This is a genomic window from Pseudomonas sp. 008, from assembly GCF_016861935.1.
Taxonomy (GTDB): Bacteria; Pseudomonadota; Gammaproteobacteria; order Pseudomonadales; family Pseudomonadaceae; genus Aquipseudomonas.
Genome location: NZ_BOMA01000006.1, coordinates 165,784 through 182,727 on the forward strand (window position 1 = coordinate 165,784; position 16,944 = coordinate 182,727).

Here is a 16,944-nt window from a genome sequence, read left to right on the forward strand (position 1 = left end):
TCCTTGTCCGCTCAAGTCATCGCGATTGACGCAATGGGCGGGGACTTCGGTCCCCGCAGCATTGTTCAGGCCAGCCTTGCTTGTCTGTCAGCTACGCCCTCGCTGCACCTGACCCTTGTCGGTCAACCCTCCCTACTTGAAGAATTGATCGCTGGCCAATCGGCTGTGGATCGCTCGCGCCTGTCGATTGTGCCGGCGTCCGAAGTCATCACCATGGACGAAAAGCCTGCCCAAGCCCTGCGCGGCAAGCCTGATTCGTCGATGCGCGTGGCGCTGGAGTTGTTGCGTGATGGCAAGGTCCAGGCGTGCGTCAGTGCCGGCAATACCGGTGCGCTGATGGCGTTGTCGCGGTTTGTGCTCAAAACTTTGCCGGGGATCGATCGGCCGGCCATGGTCGCCGCCATTCCGACCGAGAAAGGTTTCTGCCAGTTGCTCGATCTGGGCGCCAATGTCGATTGCAGTGCCGAGCATTTGTTGCAGTTTGCGGTGATGGGGTCTGTGGCGGCGCAAGCCTTGGGCGTTGTTCGCCCACGGGTCGCGTTGCTGAATATCGGCACCGAAGACATTAAGGGCAATCAGCAAGTCAAGCTGGCGGCGACCCTGCTGCAAAATGCGCGTGGCCTGAACTACATCGGGTTTGTCGAGGGCGACGGTTTGTACCGTGGCGAGGCGGATGTGGTGGTGTGTGACGGCTTTGTCGGTAACATCCTGCTCAAGTCCAGCGAAGGCCTGGCGACCATGATTGCCGGGCGCATCGAAGCCCAGTTCAAGAAAAATTTCGCGTCGAAACTGGTAGGCGCACTGGCGCTGCCGCTGATGAAACGCTTGCAGGCCGAGCTGGCGCCGGCACGCCATAACGGCGCAAGTTTCCTCGGTTTGCAGGGAATTGTCGTGAAAAGTCATGGTTCGGCGGGGGTTCAGGGCTTTCAGAGTGCGATTCAGCGCGCCTTGATCGAGATCCAGGAAAACTTGCCGGAACGTCTTCATGGGCGCCTGGAAGATTTGTTGCCTTAGGCGTTTTCGTCAGACAATGCTTAAATGTGACCGCTCAGTTCAATGAGCCATCCAACTGTCAGTTTCTTGCGTTCCCCTGGCGGGACGTCAATTCTCCGACGACAAGATCATTAGGGGCTTGTTACATGTCTGCTTCCCTCGCATTCGTCTTTCCAGGACAGGGTTCGCAGTCCCTCGGCATGCTGGCCGAGTTGGGCGCGCAACACCCAGTGGTCCTTGAAACATTCAAAGAAGCTTCCGATGCTCTGGGTTACGACCTGTGGGCACTGACCCAGCAAGGGCCGGAAGAACTACTCAATCAAACCGATAAAACCCAACCGGCCATTCTGACCGCCTCGATCGCCTTGTGGCGTCTGTGGCTGGCTGAAGGCGGCGCGCGTCCGGCTTACGTTGCCGGTCACAGCCTGGGTGAATACAGCGCTCTGGTGGCTGCGGGCAGCCTGAGCCTGGGCGCCGCGGTGAAGCTGGTAGAGCGTCGCGGTCAATTGATGCAGGAAGCCGTTCCGGCCGGGCAGGGCGGCATGGCCGCTATCCTCGGTCTGGACGATGCTGACGTGCTGGCAGCCTGCGCCGAAGCGGCGCAAGGTGAAGTGGTCAGCGCGGTCAACTTCAACTCGCCGGGCCAGGTAGTGATTGCCGGCGCCAAGGCTGCGGTCGAACGCGCCATCGAAGGCTGCAAGGCGCGTGGTGCCAAGCGTGCCATGCCGTTGCCGGTCAGTGTGCCATCCCACTGCGAGTTGATGCGTCCGGCCGCCGAGCGATTCGCTGAGTCGATCGCAGCGATCGACTGGCAGGCGCCGCAGATTCCAGTAGTGCAGAACGTCAGTGCCGACGTACCAGCCGATCTGGAAACCCTCAAGCGCGATCTGCTTGAGCAGCTTTACAAGCCTGTGCGCTGGGTCGAATCGGTCCAGGCACTGGCTGCCAAGGGCGCGACCCAACTGGTCGAGTGCGGTCCGGGCAAGGTTCTGGCCGGTCTGAACAAACGTTGCGCTGAAGGCGTGTCGACCTCTAACCTCAATACCCCAGATGCTTTCGCTGCCGCCCGTGCAGCGCTGGTCTGATCAAGGAGAAGCTTGCATGAGTCTGCAAGGTAAAGTTGCACTGGTCACCGGTGCCAGCCGTGGTATCGGCCAGGCTATCGCTCTGGAGCTGGGTCGTCAGGGTGCCATCGTTGTTGGCACTGCGACCTCCGCATCGGGTGCCGAGCGTATCGCCGCCACTCTGAAAGAAAACGGTATTCAGGGCACTGGCCTGGAACTCAATGTCACCAGCGACGAGTCCGTAGCGGCCGTGCTGGCGAGCATTCAGGAGCAGTTCGGTGCGCCGGCGATCCTGGTCAATAATGCCGGTATCACCCGCGATAACCTGATGATGCGCATGAAAGATGACGAATGGCATGACGTTGTCGATACCAACTTGAACAGTCTGTTCCGCCTGTCCAAGGGCGTTTTGCGCGGTATGACCAAAGCCCGTTGGGGACGAATTATCAGTATTGGCTCGGTTGTGGGTGCCATGGGCAACGCAGGCCAAGTAAACTACGCAGCCGCCAAGGCCGGTCTGGAAGGTTTCAGCCGTGCGCTGGCGCGTGAAGTCGGTTCGCGTTCGATTACGGTAAACTCGGTGGCCCCAGGGTTCATCGACACCGATATGACCCGCGAACTGCCCGAGGCGCAGCGTGAAGCCTTGCAGACGCAAATTCCGCTGGGTCGTCTGGGGCAAGCTCAAGAGATCGCGTCTGTGGTCGCTTTTCTTGCGTCCGACGGTGCGGCTTACGTTACTGGGGCTACAATCCCGGTGAACGGCGGGATGTACATGAGTTAAATGTGACGGATTGCTTCAAAAAAATGTCATACGAGCTGTCTAAAATCCGTTATAAAGCTGCAATCTATTTTATCGGCAGAGGGCCGCAGGGTTTGAGGAGTGAAGCTTTCAGTTGAAAAACTGAAAAGTCTTTCTATACACTTACCCACTGGCCAGCTGCCTGAATTTGTCCATTAGGAGTGAAAACAAGGTATGAGCACCATCGAAGAGCGCGTCAAGAAAATCGTTGCTGAGCAACTGGGCGTTAAAGAAGAAGAAGTGGTCAACACCGCTTCCTTCGTTGAAGACCTGGGTGCCGACTCCCTTGACACCGTTGAGCTGGTGATGGCTCTGGAAGAGGAATTCGAGACCGAAATCCCTGACGAAGAAGCTGAAAAGATCACTACTGTACAAGCAGCAATCGACTACGTTACCAGCCATCAGGCGTAATAGTTTTTAGTCGTCGCTCGCTGTCATGGAAAAACCGCACTGCCATCATGGCGTGCGGTTTTTTCTTTAGGCCTTGTGCGAAGTCGTCATTTGAAAAAAGGAGAGTGCTGTGTCGCGTAGACGCGTCGTAGTCACCGGTATGGGTATGTTGTCGCCACTGGGCACGGATGTGCCGAGCAGTTGGCAGGGCATTCTGGCTGGCCGCAGTGGCATTGGTCTGATCGAACACACCGACCTTTCTGCCTATTCCACCCGTTTTGGCGGCTCGGTAAAGGGCTTCAATGTCGAGGAATACTTGTCGGTCAAGGAAGCCCGCAAACTCGACCTGTTCATTCAATACGGTCTGGCTGCAGGTTTTCAAGCCGTGCGTAACGCAGGTCTTGAGGTTACCGACGCCAATCGCGAGCGTATCGGCGTGGCCATGGGCTCGGGTATTGGCGGTCTGACCAATATCGAAGACACCAGCCGCACACTGCATGATTCCGGCCCACGGCGGATTTCTCCGTTTTTCGTGCCTGGCTCGATCATCAATATGATTTCCGGTTTCCTGTCCATTCACTTGGGTGCACAGGGACCTAACTACGCCATCGCCACGGCGTGTACCACCGGTACGCACTGCATCGGCATGGCTGCACGTAACATCATGTACGACGAAGCCGACGTAATGATCGCCGGCGGCGCCGAGATGGCCGCATGTGGTCTGGGCATGGGCGGCTTTGGTGCCTCCCGCGCACTGTCGACCCGCAATGACGAGCCGACCCGTGCCAGTCGTCCATGGGACAAGGGTCGTGATGGCTTCGTGCTGTCCGATGGTGCCGGCGCACTGGTTCTCGAAGAGCTGGAGCACGCCAAGGCCCGTGGTGCGACCATTTACGCCGAGCTGATCGGTTTCGGCACCAGTGGCGATGCCTACCACATGACCTCGCCACCGGCCGATGGCGCGGGTGCTGCGCGTTGCATCACCAATGCCTTGCGCGATGCGAAGATCAATGGTGATCAGGTGCAGTACATCAATGCCCACGGCACTTCGACCTCGGCTGGCGACCTCGCCGAAGCCTGTGCGATCAAATCGGTGTTCGGCGATCACGCCTACAAACTGGCCGTCAGTTCGACCAAGTCCATGACCGGTCACCTGCTGGGTGCGGCAGGGGCGGTCGAGGCGATTTTCAGCGTACTGGCAATCAACAGTCAGGTAGCCCCGCCGACCATCAACCTCGATGAGCCGGACGAAGGCTGCGACCTCGACTTCGTACCCCACACCGCGCGCGGCATGGATATCGACGTGGTGCTGTCCAACTCCTTCGGATTTGGCGGTACCAATGGCTCGCTGGTGTTCCGCCGGTTCGCTGACTGATGGACAGCTGGGTCGACGGTCAACCGGCTGACGCTTTGTCGCTGAAAGATCGCGGCCTGGCTTACGGCGATGGCCTGTTCGAGACCATCGCCGTCAAGGGCGGGCAGCCGTTGTTGCTGGATCGACATTTGTCGCGTCTGGCCGAAGGCTGTTCGCGCCTGGCGATTGCCGCCGATCATGAGCTGATCCGCGCGGAGCTGCTGGCCTATGCCGCCGCGCTGGGCGAGGGCGTGCTCAAACTCATTCTCACCCGCGGCGACAGCCTGCGCGGTTACGCCCCCGATCCTTCGGCCCAGGCCCGGCGCATTCTGCAAGGCAATCCTCCTGCTGCCTATCCGGCTGTGCATGCGAAGCAAGGCGTGCGCCTGTTCCCTTGTACAACACGGCTTTCCAAGCAGCCATTGCTTGCCGGTCTCAAGCACCTGAATCGTCTGGAGCAGGTTATCGCCCGTTCCGAATGGCAGGACACCGAGCATGCCGAAGGCTTGATGCTGGATCAGGTCGGGCGGGTGATCGAAGGTGTGTTCAGTAATCTGTTCCTGGTGCGCGATGGCGTGCTGGTGACCGCCGATCTCAAACGTTGTGGCGTGGCAGGCGTGATGCGTGCCGAATTATTGTTTCAAGCCGAGTCATTGGGGATCCCCACACAAATCACCGACATTACCCTCGAACAGCTGCAATGGGCTGATGAGGTCTTTGTCTGCAACAGCGTTTATGGCGTTTGGCCGGTGCGCGCCTATGCCGCACTGAGCTGGCCGGTTGGGCCGCTCACCCGTAAACTCCAAACCATTGCCCGTGCGCTACTGGATGCCTGATTCGTGAGACGTAAATTATTGCTGCTGCTGGAAACCGGACTGGTTCTGGCGGGGCTGTTGGCGGGCGCTTGCGCCTGGAAAATCCATTCGGCGCTGGAACAGCCGCTGAACATCGCCCAGGAACAGCTGTTGGAAGTGCCCAAAGGTACTACGCCGAACCGCACTTTCATTCGACTTGAAGCCGATGGTGTCATCAAGGACGCTTTCTGGCTGCGTGTGTACTGGCGCTTCAACCTGGCGGGCCAACCGCTGCACAGCGGCGAATACCGCATGGTTCCCGGCATGACAGTCGAAGGGTTGATCGACCTGTGGAAGCGCGGGGAAATGGTTCAGTACAGCCTGACGCTGGTCGAAGGCTGGAATTTCCATCAGGTCCGCGCGGCCCTGGCCAAGGATGAAAAGCTCGAACAGACCCTCAACGGTCTGAGCGACAGCCAGGTGATGGACAAGCTCGGGCACGGCGGGATTTTCCCGGAAGGGCGCTTCTTCCCCGACACGTACCGTTTCGTGCGTGGCATGACTGACGTCGATCTGCTCAAGAAGGCTTACGACCGCCTCGACGAAGTCCTCGCCAAGGAGTGGAGCCAGCGTGCTGCCGACGTGCCCTACACCGAACCCTATCAGGCGCTGATCATGGCCTCGCTGGTGGAAAAGGAAACCGGTGTGCCGCAGGAACGCGGGCAAATCGCCGGCGTGTTCGTGCGGCGCATGGAGATGGGCATGTTGCTGCAGACCGATCCGACGGTGATCTACGGCTTGGGCGATCGCTATAACGGCAAGTTGACCCGCGCCCATCTCAAGGAGCCGACGCCGTATAACACTTACCTGATCGCTGGCCTGCCGCCGACTCCGATCGCGATGGTCGGCCGCGAGGCGATCCATGCGGCGTTGAATCCGGCGGACGGCAACAGCCTGTATTTTGTTGCGCGCGGTGATGGCAGCCACGTGTTCTCCGATGATCTGGACGCCCATAACAATGCGGTGCGGGAGTTCCAGCTCAATCGCCGGGCCGATTACCGTTCCAGCCCGGCACCGACTACCACGCCGCTGACGGATGATGCCCAGGCGCCGATCCCGGCGGTTTCGCCTGATACGGCGGCCGAAGACGTGCCACAACTAGCGCCGCAAGGCTCTGCACAAGAGCCTGCGCCAGCACCCGAGCGGGATGCTCCGGCGCCGCAAAGCCCGCAATGACTCTGATTAAGGACTGCCTGTGACTGGCTTGTTTATTACCCTGGAAGGCCCGGAAGGTGCCGGCAAGAGCACCAATCGCGAATACCTGGCCGAGCGTCTGCGCGCCGCCGGGATCGAGGTGGTGTTGACCCGGGAGCCGGGTGGCACGCCCCTGGCCGAGCGGATCCGCGACGTGTTGTTGGCGCCGGTCGATGAGGTCATGAACCCTGACACCGAGCTGCTGTTGGTGTTCGCCGCGCGAGCCCAGCACCTGGCCGAGGTGATCCGCCCGGCGCTGGCCCGTGGCGCGGTGGTTCTGTGTGATCGTTTTACCGATTCGACCTATGCCTACCAGGGCGGTGGTCGCGGTTTGTCGCTGGAGCGTATCGCGACCCTCGAAACATTCGTCCAGGGCGATCTGCGCCCGGACTTGACGCTGATCTTCGATCTGCCGGTGGAAGTGGGCCTGGCCCGCGCCAGTGCCCGCGGTCGCCTGGACCGCTTCGAGCTTGAAGGCCGCACGTTCTTCGATGCCGTGCGCAGTGCCTTCCTCGAGCGTGCCAAAGCGGATCCTGCGCGTTATGTCCTGGTGGATGCCGCTCAACCGCTGGCGCAGGTCCAGCAGTCTCTGGATGCCTTGCTGCCACGTCTGCTGGAGTTGACCCGTGGCTGAAGCCTATCCGTGGCAGGACAGTCTCTGGCAGCAATTGGCCGGTCGTGCCCAGCACGCCCATGCCTATTTGCTGCATGGCCCGGCCGGGATCGGCAAGCGTGCGCTGGCCGAGCGGTTGATGGCCAGTTTGTTGTGCCAGCGTCCGACCGCCCAAGGCGCCTGCGGTGAGTGCAAATCCTGCCTGCTGCTCAAGGCCGGTAGTCATCCCGACAACTACGTCCTGGAACCGGAAGAGGCAGACAAGGCGATCAAGGTCGATCAGGTGCGTGACCTGGTCAGCTTCGTGGTTCAGACCTCGCAGATGGGCGGTCGCAAAGTGGTGCTGATCGAGCCGGTCGAGTCGATGAACATCAACGCCGCCAACGCCTTGCTCAAAAGCCTTGAAGAGCCGTCCGGCGACACCGTATTGCTGCTGGTCAGCCACCAGACCAGTCGTCTGCTGCCGACCATCAAGAGCCGTTGCGTACAGCAGGCCTGTCCATTGCCGAGCGAAGCCATGAGCCTGGCGTGGCTGGCCAAGACGTTGCCGGACTGCTCGGAAGACGAGCGCATTGAACTGCTGACCCTTGCTGCCGGTTCGCCATTGGCCGCGGTCAAATTGCAGGCCCAAGGCGTGCGCGAGCAGCGGGCGCTGGTGGTCGAGGGCGTGAAGAAGTTGCTCAAGCAGCAGCAATCGCCGACACAACTGGCCGAGGAATGGAAAACCATTCCCATGTTGCTGCTGTTCGACTGGTTCTGCGACTGGTCGAGCCTGATCCTGCGTTATCAGTTGACTCAGGATGAAGCGGGGCTGGGGCTGGCGGACATGCGCAAGGTGATTCAATACCTGGCGCAGAAAGCCGCTCAGGATAAAGTCCTGAATATTCAGGACTGGATTCTAGCCCAACGGCAGAAAGTGATGAGCAAGGCCAACCTCAATCCGGCGCTGTTGCTGGAGGCGCTGTTGGTGCAATGGGTATCCTTGCCTGCCCAGAGGTGACTAGACTCTGATCATCAGAAATGGAGGTCAGCATGAACGAACCCATCAGTCCGGGGCCGCGCAATGGCATTTTGTCCTTGACCATCAAGGACAGGTCCGTGCTCTACGCGGCCTACATGCCATTCATCAAGAACGGTGGCCTGTTTATCCCGACCAACAAGAGCTACAAGTTGGGCGATGAGGTCTTCATGCTGCTGCACCTGATGGACGAACCGGAAAAGATCCCGGTCGCCGGCAGGGTCACCTGGATTACCCCTAAAGGTGCCCAAGGCAACCGCGCCGCTGGAGTCGGCGTGCAATTCAACGAAGGCGATGACACCGCGCGCAGTCGAATCGAAACCCATCTGGCCGGAGCCCTGAAGTCCGACCGTCCCACTCATACGATGTAAGTTGCAGCCCTTTTATGCTTGTAGATTCCCATTGCCACCTTGATCGCCTCGACCTCACCGCCCACGATGGCTCCCTGGATGCCGCGCTCGACGCGGCTCGTCAGAGGGGAGTAGGGCACTTTCTGTGCATTGGCGTCAGCGTTGAGAACGCCGCCGATGTCAAAGCCCTGGCCGAACGCTACGACGACGTCGATTGTTCGGTCGGCGTGCATCCGCTGGACGTGCAGCCGGGTGCCGCTCCGGCGCTGGATTGGCTGTTGCGCGAACTCAATCATCCGCGGGTGGTGGCGATCGGGGAAACCGGCCTGGATTACCACTACGAACCGGAAGCGGCAGAGTTGCAGCAGGAGTCGTTCCGCCTGCACCTGCAAGCGGCGCAACAGACCGGAAAACCGGTAATCATCCACACCCGTGGCGCCCGGGCCGACACCCTTGAACTGCTGCGTGAGGCGGCGCTGCCTCAAGCAGGCGTTCTGCATTGCTTCACCGAAGACTGGGAGATGGCCAAGGCCGCGCTGGATATGGGTTATTACATTTCCTTGTCCGGTATTGTCACTTTTCGCAATGCCGATGCCTTGCGCGATGTGGCCAGCAAAGTGCCGGCCGACCGCTTGCTGGTGGAAACCGATTCGCCGTACCTGGCGCCGATCCCGTATCGCGGCAAACCGAACCTGCCGCAGTACGTGCGTGAGGTAGCGGAATTTCTGGCAATGTTGCGAGGCGAGCCCTACGAGCGATTTGCCGAGCAGACTACCGAGAATTTCAAGCGGTTATTTCCGTTGGCGCACGTCAGGGCATCGGCGTAACGTTGGAAAATGTCGCAACCTGTGGCGGGCTTTGCCCTTAAATTGCAGGCAAAAAAAACCCGGGTTCTGGGGGGTGAATCCGGGTTAAGACCATTAGGAGTAAAACAAAGGCACGCAATCCTTTGGTACCTTCATCGGCGCGACACTTGGGGGAGATGCCTCGCCGACAGTTGAAGTATTGATCAGTATCGCGCCGAGTCCAGTTTGGTTGGTCGGGTTTTTAAACAAATTTGGAATACGTGCGCTTCGGTTGAGTTCTCATCAACCGGCGAGGTCGCGTGAATTCATCAAGAAACACATATATGGTCGGATGATCCGTGCATTTTTGCGCAAGTTAGGCATAATACGCGGCTTCGAATTTTGACCCCTACAGACCTTTTCTTATGCATAAAGAACCTCGTAAGGTCCGTGAGTTTCGTCGCCGCGAGCAAGAAATTCTCGATACCGCGCTCAAGCTGTTCCTCGAACAAGGTGAAGACAGTGTCACCGTCGAGATGATTGCTGATGCCGTAGGTATCGGCAAAGGCACGATCTACAAGCACTTCAAATCCAAGGCGGAGATCTACCTGCGCCTGATGCTCGACTACGAGCGTGATTTGAACGAGCTGTTGCATTCCGCCGATGTCGATAAGGACAAGGAAGCCCTGTCCCGGGCCTACTTCGAATTCCGCATGCGCGATCCGCAACGCTATCGGTTGTTCGATCGCCTGGAAGAAAAGGTGGTCAAGGGCAACCAGGTACCGGAGATGGTGGAGGAACTGCACAAGATCCGCGCCTCGAACTTCGAACGCCTGACTCTGCTGATCAAGGGCCGGATCAGCGAAGGCAAGCTCGAAGACGTGCCGCCTTACTTCCATTACTGCGCAGCCTGGGCGCTGGTGCATGGCGCCGTGGCGCTGTATCACTCGCCGTTCTGGAGCAATGTGCTGGAAGATCAGGAAGGTTTCTTCCAGTTCCTGATGGACATCGGCGTGCGCATGGGCAACAAACGCAAGCGCGATACCGACACTCCGAGCAGCTGAGCCATCCAGTTGTCTAATTGCGCCATGAGCCATGATTTAGCTACGTGGCGCAGTACCGCAGGAATATACTCAGGCATAGGGCTTGCTAAAACTTGATTTGTGAGTCAAGTTTTGCGCGTTCGAATCTTCTTTCGCCGGAGTGATCCATGATCGTTGACCGTCAAGGCAGGCGTTTTCGCAATTTGCGGATCAGTCTGACCTCCGCCTGCAACTACGCCTGTACCTACTGCGTGCCCAACGGCAAACGGCTGGTGGCTGCGCAGGATGAGTTGTCGGCCGAGGCGATGGCACGCGGCGTGGCCTATCTGATCGAAGCAGCCGGCATCGAGCGCCTGCGCATTACCGGTGGCGAGCCACTGGTCAGCCCCAAACTCGAAGCCTTCATGACCGCCGTCGGGCAGATGGGGCTGGCGGACATCAGTCTGACCACCAATGGCCAGCTGTTGGCGAAGAAGCTGCCGCTGCTGGTGGATGCCGGCATTCGGCGCATCAACGTTTCCCTCGATACCCTGGACGCCGGGGCTTTCCGCAGCATTGCCCGCGGCGGCGATCTGGCGACCGTGCTCGACGGCATGGCCCAGGCCGCGGCAGCCGGCATGAAGATCAAGGTCAATATGGTGCCGCTGCGTGGGCAAAACCTTGATCAGGTGATGCCACTGCTCGATTACTGCCTGGAACGTGGCTACGAGCTGCGCTTCATCGAGTTGATGCGCATGGGCCACCTGGCCAGCGATTCCAACGCCTTCCTGCAACAGTTCGTCAGCCTTCAGCAATTGCTGAGCCTGATCGGCGAACACTACGAATACCTGCAGGCCGACGCGCCGGTCGATGCCACGGCGGTGCGCTACGAGATTCCGGGGCAGGGCCACTTCGGCGTGATCGCCAACGAAAGCGTGCCGTTCTGCCGCACCTGCTCGCGGTTGCGCTTGTCGTCCACTGGCTGGCTGCATGGCTGCCTGTCGTCGAGTAATCGCCACTATGTCGGCGATCTGCTGGACAAACCTCGTCACCAGGCATTGCCGGCGTTGCAGCGACTGCTGGTGAAGGCTCTGGGGGACAAGCAGGAAGTGGCGTTCTCCGGTGGCGCGACCATCATGAAAATCATCGGCGGCTGATCGCGATCTGTAGCAGCTGCCTCGCTGGGGCTCGACAGCTGCTACAGCCGAACGCAGCCTTCGGCAGCTGCTACAAAGATGATCCTGGCATGAGCTGGCGCGGAAGCTGCATCCCTCGGCCATTCGCCGGTTTTCCGTCACCGGCTTCTGGAGGGAAGGATGCGTAGCCTGGTTTTGCTGCTGGCCGTTTTGGCGCTTGGTGGCTGCATGAATGTCAGCGATATGGCTGAAGGAACTCGCTACCACATGAGCGACGCGGGGCTGCTGGACCACAGCGACAGCCGTCGCGTGAATAACATCCGCATTCAGCCAGATTCGTTCATCTACATCGCCCAGGGCGCCTTCGCGCCGCCGGGCACTGCCTATCCGCGACCTAACGTGGTGGCCGAAGAAGCCTTCAACGGCTTTATCGAATATTTCCCGATGGTCCGCCGTGCCCGCGCGCCGGAAGGCCTCGACGCCGCCATGGGCGAAGCCCGTGCCGCCGGTGCCCACTACCTGCTCTATACACGTTTTGCCAAGGCCGACGACCGCATCGGCAACACGGACGAATTGATCGATCAGGAACGCTCGGATCGCCTCGGGATCGACAGTGGCGTCATACAGATCATGTTGATCGAGACCAGCACCCAGTATTTGATCGATACTGCACGTATCAAGAGTCGTGGCGGTTTACTGACGTTCCACGATAACAAACCAGAAGATCTGCTGGGCCCGCCGCTGGAGCAATACGCTCGTAGCCTGCTGGGGATCAGCGATCAGTAATTCAAAGGAGAACGCCATGAGTGGCCCGCAAAAAGCCAATGACCTGCTGGGACAAATCCCCAAAACCAAAGGCTTGCCACCGGTCCACTTGTGGAACCCCGACTTCTGTGGCGACATCGATATGCGCATCGCCCGCGACGGCACCTGGTATTACCTGGGCACGCCGATCGGGCGCAAGCCGATGGTCAAGCTGTTCTCCACCATCATTCGCCGCGACGGCGATGATTACTTTCTGATTACTCCAGTCGAGAAGGTCGGCATCAAGGTCGACGACGCACCGTTCGTGGCGATTGCCGTGGAAGTCGAAGGCGAGGGTGAGGCTCAGGTCTTGCGCTTTACCACCAACGTCGATGAAACCACCGACGCCGGTGTCGAGCACCCCATGCGCGTGGTGATCGACCCGGTGACTCAGGAACCCGCCCCGTACGTGCATGTGCGCAGCAACCTTGAAGCGCTGATTCACCGCAATGTGTTCTACCAATTGGTAGAGCTGGCCGTGAGCCGTGAGATTGACGGGCAGAGCTGGCTCGGTGTCTGGAGCGGTGGTGAGTTTTTCCCGATCGGACTTGAGCCGTAAGCGCTGAACCCGAGAAACGAAACGGCCCGTTATTGCAACGGGCCTTTTTTATGGGCTTACAAACCCTTGCTCTTGAGCCGGGCGGCATGTTCTAGGTAGAGCATCACCGGGCTCACGTTCCAACTGTTGATCCCGGCCATCTGGTTGACTGCATCAAAGTGGTCCATGGGGTAATCCGAGCGGATCACTTTGCCCAAATGAGAGCTGTAGCGGCCGACCAGCCCATCATTGGCGTGCTTCTCTTTATAAAATAACTGCGACAGCACTTTACAGTTCAAATGGGTCGGGTCGAGGAGTTGCAGGCTTTGAAAGTTCTGCACGATCCCGCTCCAGGAGTAGTAATACACGCCGTTCTCAACTTCGTTGCCTTCCCCGCCCCAAACCTTTGGCAACCCTTGCGGGTACTTGCGATTGAAGGCGGCCAGGCCTGCGCTGGTCAGCGATTCGAACGCCGCTTGAGGGTCGATGGGGTTTTCCGGGTGGCCGCTGATCAACGAAATGAAGGTGCCGACTGCGCCTAACAGGGCTAATACCAAGGCTTCGGGTAATTCTCCGGGTGTCAGTGCCTTGTGTAGTTGGTCGGCAATCTCGGAGCCGTGGTTAGGGCAACTGACCGAGGTGACCGACGCAACCTTTTCCGGGTACAGGGCTGCGACGTAGCGTGCCGCCAGCGGACCTTGGCTATGGCCGATCAGATTGACCTTGGCGGCGCCCGTTTCCCGCAAGATGCGGTCGACGTGTTCGAGCAGTTTTTCACCACGCTCCTCATTGCCGTTGACGGTTGGAATATTCACGGCAAACACCTGGGCACCGGCACGTTCCAGGGCTTCCTCGATTTCGAAGAAGTACGGATAACCGGCGATTCTGTCGAAGCCGAAAAGACCGTGAACCAACACAATGGGGTATTTCGTAGACGCATCCATGTCCATGTTCATACCTGCGATAGCGGATTTTAGTGAGGTTGTCTGATCTGTTGCGGGCTAACCGTAGTTTACAAAGTGGGTGGGTTCAAAGCGCCGGGGGGAGTAATCGGACGAACAGTCATGCCTGTGTTGGCAAGGACTCCAGAAAAATCCAATTGACACCCAATCATATGATGATTAGCGTGGGCATCCATCGCGAACGGCTTTTGTGTCGTTTCATTTTTTTTCACCGGGCGGTGAGGTACCCATGTCCAGCAGTTTTCACGCGTCGACGGTTGATTGGCTGGGGTGCTGGATTGCCGCTGGCCAGGTGAAGCCCGGTCAGACCATCAAGGTTGAAGCCGACCTGGGCGAGCAGCTTGGGGTCAGCCGTACGGTCATCCGCGAAGCGATCAAAACCCTGGTGGCCAAAGGCATGCTCGAAGTCGGGCCGAAGGTCGGCACGCGGGTGTTGCCGGTACGGCGCTGGAACCTCTTCGATCCACAAGTCGTCGGCTGGCTGTCGCGCAGCGGTTTGCCGGAAAACTTCGTCGACGACTTGCTTGACCTGCGCCGCACCATCGAACCGATGGCGGTGCGTTGGGCCTGCGAGCGCGCAACAGTGGAACAAGTGCAAGCGGTGCTTCAGGCCTACAACGCGCTGGAACGAGCCGTAGACAGCGGCATCGATTACAACCGCGCCGACCAGTTCTTCCACGAGTGCATCCTCGCCGCCAGCCACAATCAATTCATCGAACAAATGGTCCCGGCCCTCGGCGCGCTGCTGGCGGTGTCGTTCGAAGTGTCTGCCGCCGACCCGGACGAACTGCGCCGAACCTTGCCGATTCACAAAGACATGGCCGACGCCATCGCCGCCCGGGATGCCGCGCGGGGTGTGTGGGCCTGCATGACCCTGATCGATAACGCCGACCTGGCGATCAAACGGTTTTACCCCCAAGTCATGGCCGACAAGAAGGCAAGCTGACCAGGCTCGCTCCCACATAAAAGCAATAAAAAGGAGGTTTCATGACGTGGACTGCGGTTACCGAACACCGTGCGCGACTCGGTGAAGGTCCGTTCTGGGATGCACCGACCCAGGCGCTGTACTGGGTTGATATCGCCGGCAAACAGGCGCTGCGACTGATCGGCGCCAATGTGGAAATCTGGCAGATGCCGGAACACGTGTCCGCATTCATCCCCTGCGAAAGTGGCGATGCCCTGGTGACATTGAGCAGTGGGGTTTATCGGCTGGACCTGAACTCTCCCGGCCTGGAACCTCGGCTGACCTTGCTCTGCGTGGCCGATCCGCAACCCGGCAATCGCGCCAACGAAGCCCGCTGCGATGCCTTGGGCCGGCTCTGGCTGGGCACCATGCAAAACAACATCGGCGAGCAGGGCGAAGACTTGCCGATCGTGCGTCGCTCCGGTGGCCTGTTTCGCATCGACCGCGATGCTCGGGTCACGCCGCTGCTTCGAGGGCTCGGCATCCCCAACACATTGCTATGGAGCGACGACGGCACGACCCTGTATTTCGCCGACAGCCTCGACGGCACGTTGTACCAACATTTCATCCATACCGACGGCAACCTCGACACCGCCTACGTCTGGTTTGGCCCTCACGAACGGGGTGGTCCCGACGGCTCGGCGATGGATGCCGAGGGCTATATCTGGAACGCCCGCTGGGACGGCAGTTGCTTGCTCAGGCTGAGCCCGGACGGTCATGTCGATCGGGTGATCGAACTGCCTGTCAGTCGCCCCACCAGTTGCGTGTTTGGTGGCGAAGACTTCAAAACCTTGTACATCACCAGTGCGGCGAGCCCGCTCAACCATCCATTGGATGGTGCGGTGTTGTCGGTTCGAGTCGATGTACCCGGAAAACCTTGTCAGAGATTTTCCGATTAAATCCCAAAATATGGGATGTAAAATTATATATTGAGATTTATTGGTGGCCGGGTTTATAGTCGGCCCCATCAGTTACACGCACTCACACTTAAAAAAACAAAACAGGTGAAGTGATGCAGCGATATTCCACCGTCCTCCCTTGGGTCGACAGTGCTTCAGGCCGCCCCGGCGCCCGGGCGTTTGCACGCCTGCCTGCCTATTCCAAAAAGCCTTTTGACCGGACATCGACAGATGTCTGGTTTTCGTCGTGTCTTAAAACAGGAGTGTTGATCCATGGCTGAGCCTCTTTCCTTGCCACCGGTGCCCGAACCGCCCAAGGGTGAGCGCCTGAAAAACAAGGTCGTGCTGTTGACCGGCGCCGCTCAGGGGATCGGCGAAGCGATCGTCGCGACCTTCGCGTCCCAGCAGGCCAAGCTGATCATCAGCGATATCCAGGGCGAGAAAGTCGAAAAAGTCGCGGCGCATTGGCGTGAACAAGGCGCGGATGTGGTGGCGATCAAGGCCGACGTATCGCGCCAGCAAGACCTGCACGCCATGGCCAAGTTGGCCATTGAGCTTCACGGTCGCATCGATGTGCTGGTCAACTGCGCCGGGGTCAACGTGTTCCGCGACCCGCTGCAAATGACCGAGGACGACTGGCATCGCTGCTTCGCCATCGACCTGGACGGCGCCTGGTATGGCTGCAAAGCCGTGCTGCCGCAGATGATCGAGCAGGGCATCGGCAGCATCATCAACATCGCCTCGACCCATTCCACTCACATCATTCCCGGCTGCTTCCCGTACCCGGTGGCCAAGCATGGCTTGCTCGGGCTGACCCGCGCTTTGGGCATCGAATACGCACCCAAGGGCATTCGCGTCAACGCCATCGCGCCGGGCTATATCGAAACCCAACTGAACGTCGACTACTGGAACGGCTTTGCCGACCCTCATGCCGAACGTCAACGGGCCTTCGACTTGCATCCACCGCGCCGCATCGGTCAGCCAATCGAAGTGGCGATGACCGCCGTGTTCCTGGCCAGCGATGAGGCGCCATTCATCAACGCTTCGTGCATCACCATCGATGGTGGTCGTTCGGTCATGTACCACGACTGAATAATTTGGGTTTCAGGCGCAAAACTACACCTGAAATCCAATCATCATACGATATGACTATTGTCTGCATGTTTCGACCGCTGTATTGGCTTTCAAATAACGCTCAAAAAAAA

The 16,944-nt window shown here is 59.2% G+C and carries 19 protein-coding genes; 18 read left to right on the forward strand and 1 reads right to left on the reverse strand.

The features are described from left to right. Positions 1 to 3 precede the first annotated feature (3 nt). The 15 genes from plsX to JUI81_RS14505 all read left to right on the forward strand — a co-directional run bounded on the left by plsX (position 4) and on the right by JUI81_RS14505 (position 12,935). Complete coding sequence (plsX, locus tag JUI81_RS14435) at positions 4 to 1,014, forward strand: phosphate acyltransferase PlsX (protein WP_081625794.1); 1,011 nt, start codon at positions 4 to 6, stop codon at positions 1,012 to 1,014. A gap of 125 nt (positions 1,015 to 1,139) precedes the next feature. Beyond that, entirely contained in the window at positions 1,140 to 2,078 is a 939-nt protein-coding gene (gene fabD / locus JUI81_RS14440) for an ACP S-malonyltransferase (RefSeq protein WP_026286430.1), read from the forward strand. A gap of 16 nt (positions 2,079 to 2,094) precedes the next feature. After that, on the forward strand, positions 2,095 to 2,838 hold the full coding sequence (gene fabG / locus JUI81_RS14445) for a 3-oxoacyl-ACP reductase FabG (RefSeq protein WP_007942004.1): 744 nt from the start codon (positions 2,095 to 2,097) through the stop codon (positions 2,836 to 2,838). 192 nt (positions 2,839 to 3,030) lie between these two features. Beyond that, positions 3,031 to 3,267 (forward strand): acyl carrier protein, encoded by a 237-nt coding sequence (acpP, locus tag JUI81_RS14450; RefSeq protein ID WP_003175607.1) that lies wholly within the window; start codon positions 3,031 to 3,033, stop codon positions 3,265 to 3,267. A gap of 109 nt (positions 3,268 to 3,376) precedes the next feature. After that, positions 3,377 to 4,621: a beta-ketoacyl-ACP synthase II gene (gene fabF, locus JUI81_RS14455; RefSeq protein WP_007942005.1), complete on the forward strand. Its 1,245-nt coding sequence runs from the start codon at positions 3,377 to 3,379 to the stop codon at positions 4,619 to 4,621. Continuing rightward, the gene (gene pabC / locus JUI81_RS14460; protein ID WP_019582733.1) at positions 4,621 to 5,436 is read left to right on the forward strand and encodes an aminodeoxychorismate lyase; all 816 of its coding nucleotides are present in this window, start codon (positions 4,621 to 4,623) and stop codon (positions 5,434 to 5,436) included. The genes fabF and pabC overlap by 1 nt, the downstream gene beginning before the upstream one ends. A 3-nt stretch (positions 5,437 to 5,439) precedes the next feature. Beyond that, positions 5,440 to 6,630: an endolytic transglycosylase MltG gene (gene mltG, locus JUI81_RS14465; RefSeq protein WP_204124549.1), complete on the forward strand. Its 1,191-nt coding sequence runs from the start codon at positions 5,440 to 5,442 to the stop codon at positions 6,628 to 6,630. A gap of 19 nt (positions 6,631 to 6,649) precedes the next feature. Then, positions 6,650 to 7,282, forward strand: coding sequence for a dTMP kinase (gene tmk / locus JUI81_RS14470; RefSeq protein WP_007942008.1), 633 nt, complete (start codon positions 6,650 to 6,652; stop codon positions 7,280 to 7,282). Beyond that, on the forward strand, positions 7,275 to 8,261 hold the full coding sequence (locus tag JUI81_RS14475; RefSeq protein WP_018926215.1) for a DNA polymerase III subunit delta': 987 nt from the start codon (positions 7,275 to 7,277) through the stop codon (positions 8,259 to 8,261). The genes tmk and JUI81_RS14475 overlap by 8 nt, the downstream gene beginning before the upstream one ends. Before the next feature lie 32 nt (positions 8,262 to 8,293). Continuing rightward, positions 8,294 to 8,650 (forward strand): PilZ domain-containing protein, encoded by a 357-nt coding sequence (locus JUI81_RS14480; protein ID WP_019582736.1) that lies wholly within the window; start codon positions 8,294 to 8,296, stop codon positions 8,648 to 8,650. A gap of 14 nt (positions 8,651 to 8,664) precedes the next feature. Continuing rightward, complete coding sequence (locus tag JUI81_RS14485; protein ID WP_019582737.1) at positions 8,665 to 9,456, forward strand: TatD family hydrolase; 792 nt, start codon at positions 8,665 to 8,667, stop codon at positions 9,454 to 9,456. A 383-nt stretch (positions 9,457 to 9,839) separates the two neighbouring features. After that, positions 9,840 to 10,478, forward strand: a complete 639-nt coding sequence (locus JUI81_RS14490) for a TetR/AcrR family transcriptional regulator (protein WP_007942012.1) — start codon at positions 9,840 to 9,842, stop codon at positions 10,476 to 10,478. Between the two features lie 146 nt (positions 10,479 to 10,624). Continuing rightward, positions 10,625 to 11,593: a GTP 3',8-cyclase MoaA gene (locus JUI81_RS14495; protein WP_018926212.1), complete on the forward strand. Its 969-nt coding sequence runs from the start codon at positions 10,625 to 10,627 to the stop codon at positions 11,591 to 11,593. A gap of 159 nt (positions 11,594 to 11,752) precedes the next feature. Further along, a complete protein-coding gene (locus JUI81_RS14500; protein ID WP_019650440.1) occupies positions 11,753 to 12,358 on the forward strand; it encodes a DUF4823 domain-containing protein in 606 nt (201 codons plus the stop codon). 16 nt (positions 12,359 to 12,374) lie between these two features. Continuing rightward, positions 12,375 to 12,935 carry a DUF1285 domain-containing protein gene (locus JUI81_RS14505; protein WP_019582739.1) on the forward strand — a complete coding sequence of 187 codons (561 nt, stop codon included), beginning with the start codon at positions 12,375 to 12,377 and terminating at the stop codon, positions 12,933 to 12,935. A gap of 56 nt (positions 12,936 to 12,991) precedes the next feature. Here the strand turns inward: JUI81_RS14505 and JUI81_RS14510 are convergent, their stop codons facing one another. Then, positions 12,992 to 13,864, reverse strand: coding sequence for a triacylglycerol lipase (locus JUI81_RS14510; RefSeq protein ID WP_019582740.1), 873 nt, complete (start codon positions 13,862 to 13,864; stop codon positions 12,992 to 12,994). Between the two features lie 241 nt (positions 13,865 to 14,105). On the opposite strand from JUI81_RS14510, the gene JUI81_RS14515 reads away from it, so the two are divergent. The 3 genes from JUI81_RS14515 to JUI81_RS14525 all read left to right on the forward strand — a co-directional run bounded on the left by JUI81_RS14515 (position 14,106) and on the right by JUI81_RS14525 (position 16,831). Beyond that, positions 14,106 to 14,822, forward strand: a complete 717-nt coding sequence (locus tag JUI81_RS14515) for a FadR/GntR family transcriptional regulator (RefSeq protein ID WP_018926208.1) — start codon at positions 14,106 to 14,108, stop codon at positions 14,820 to 14,822. 41 nt (positions 14,823 to 14,863) lie between these two features. Next, positions 14,864 to 15,739, forward strand: coding sequence for an SMP-30/gluconolactonase/LRE family protein (locus tag JUI81_RS14520; protein ID WP_204124550.1), 876 nt, complete (start codon positions 14,864 to 14,866; stop codon positions 15,737 to 15,739). Positions 15,740 to 16,012: 273 nt separating this feature from the next. After that, a complete protein-coding gene (locus tag JUI81_RS14525; RefSeq protein ID WP_204124551.1) occupies positions 16,013 to 16,831 on the forward strand; it encodes an SDR family oxidoreductase in 819 nt (272 codons plus the stop codon). Positions 16,832 to 16,944: the final 113 nt, after the last annotated feature.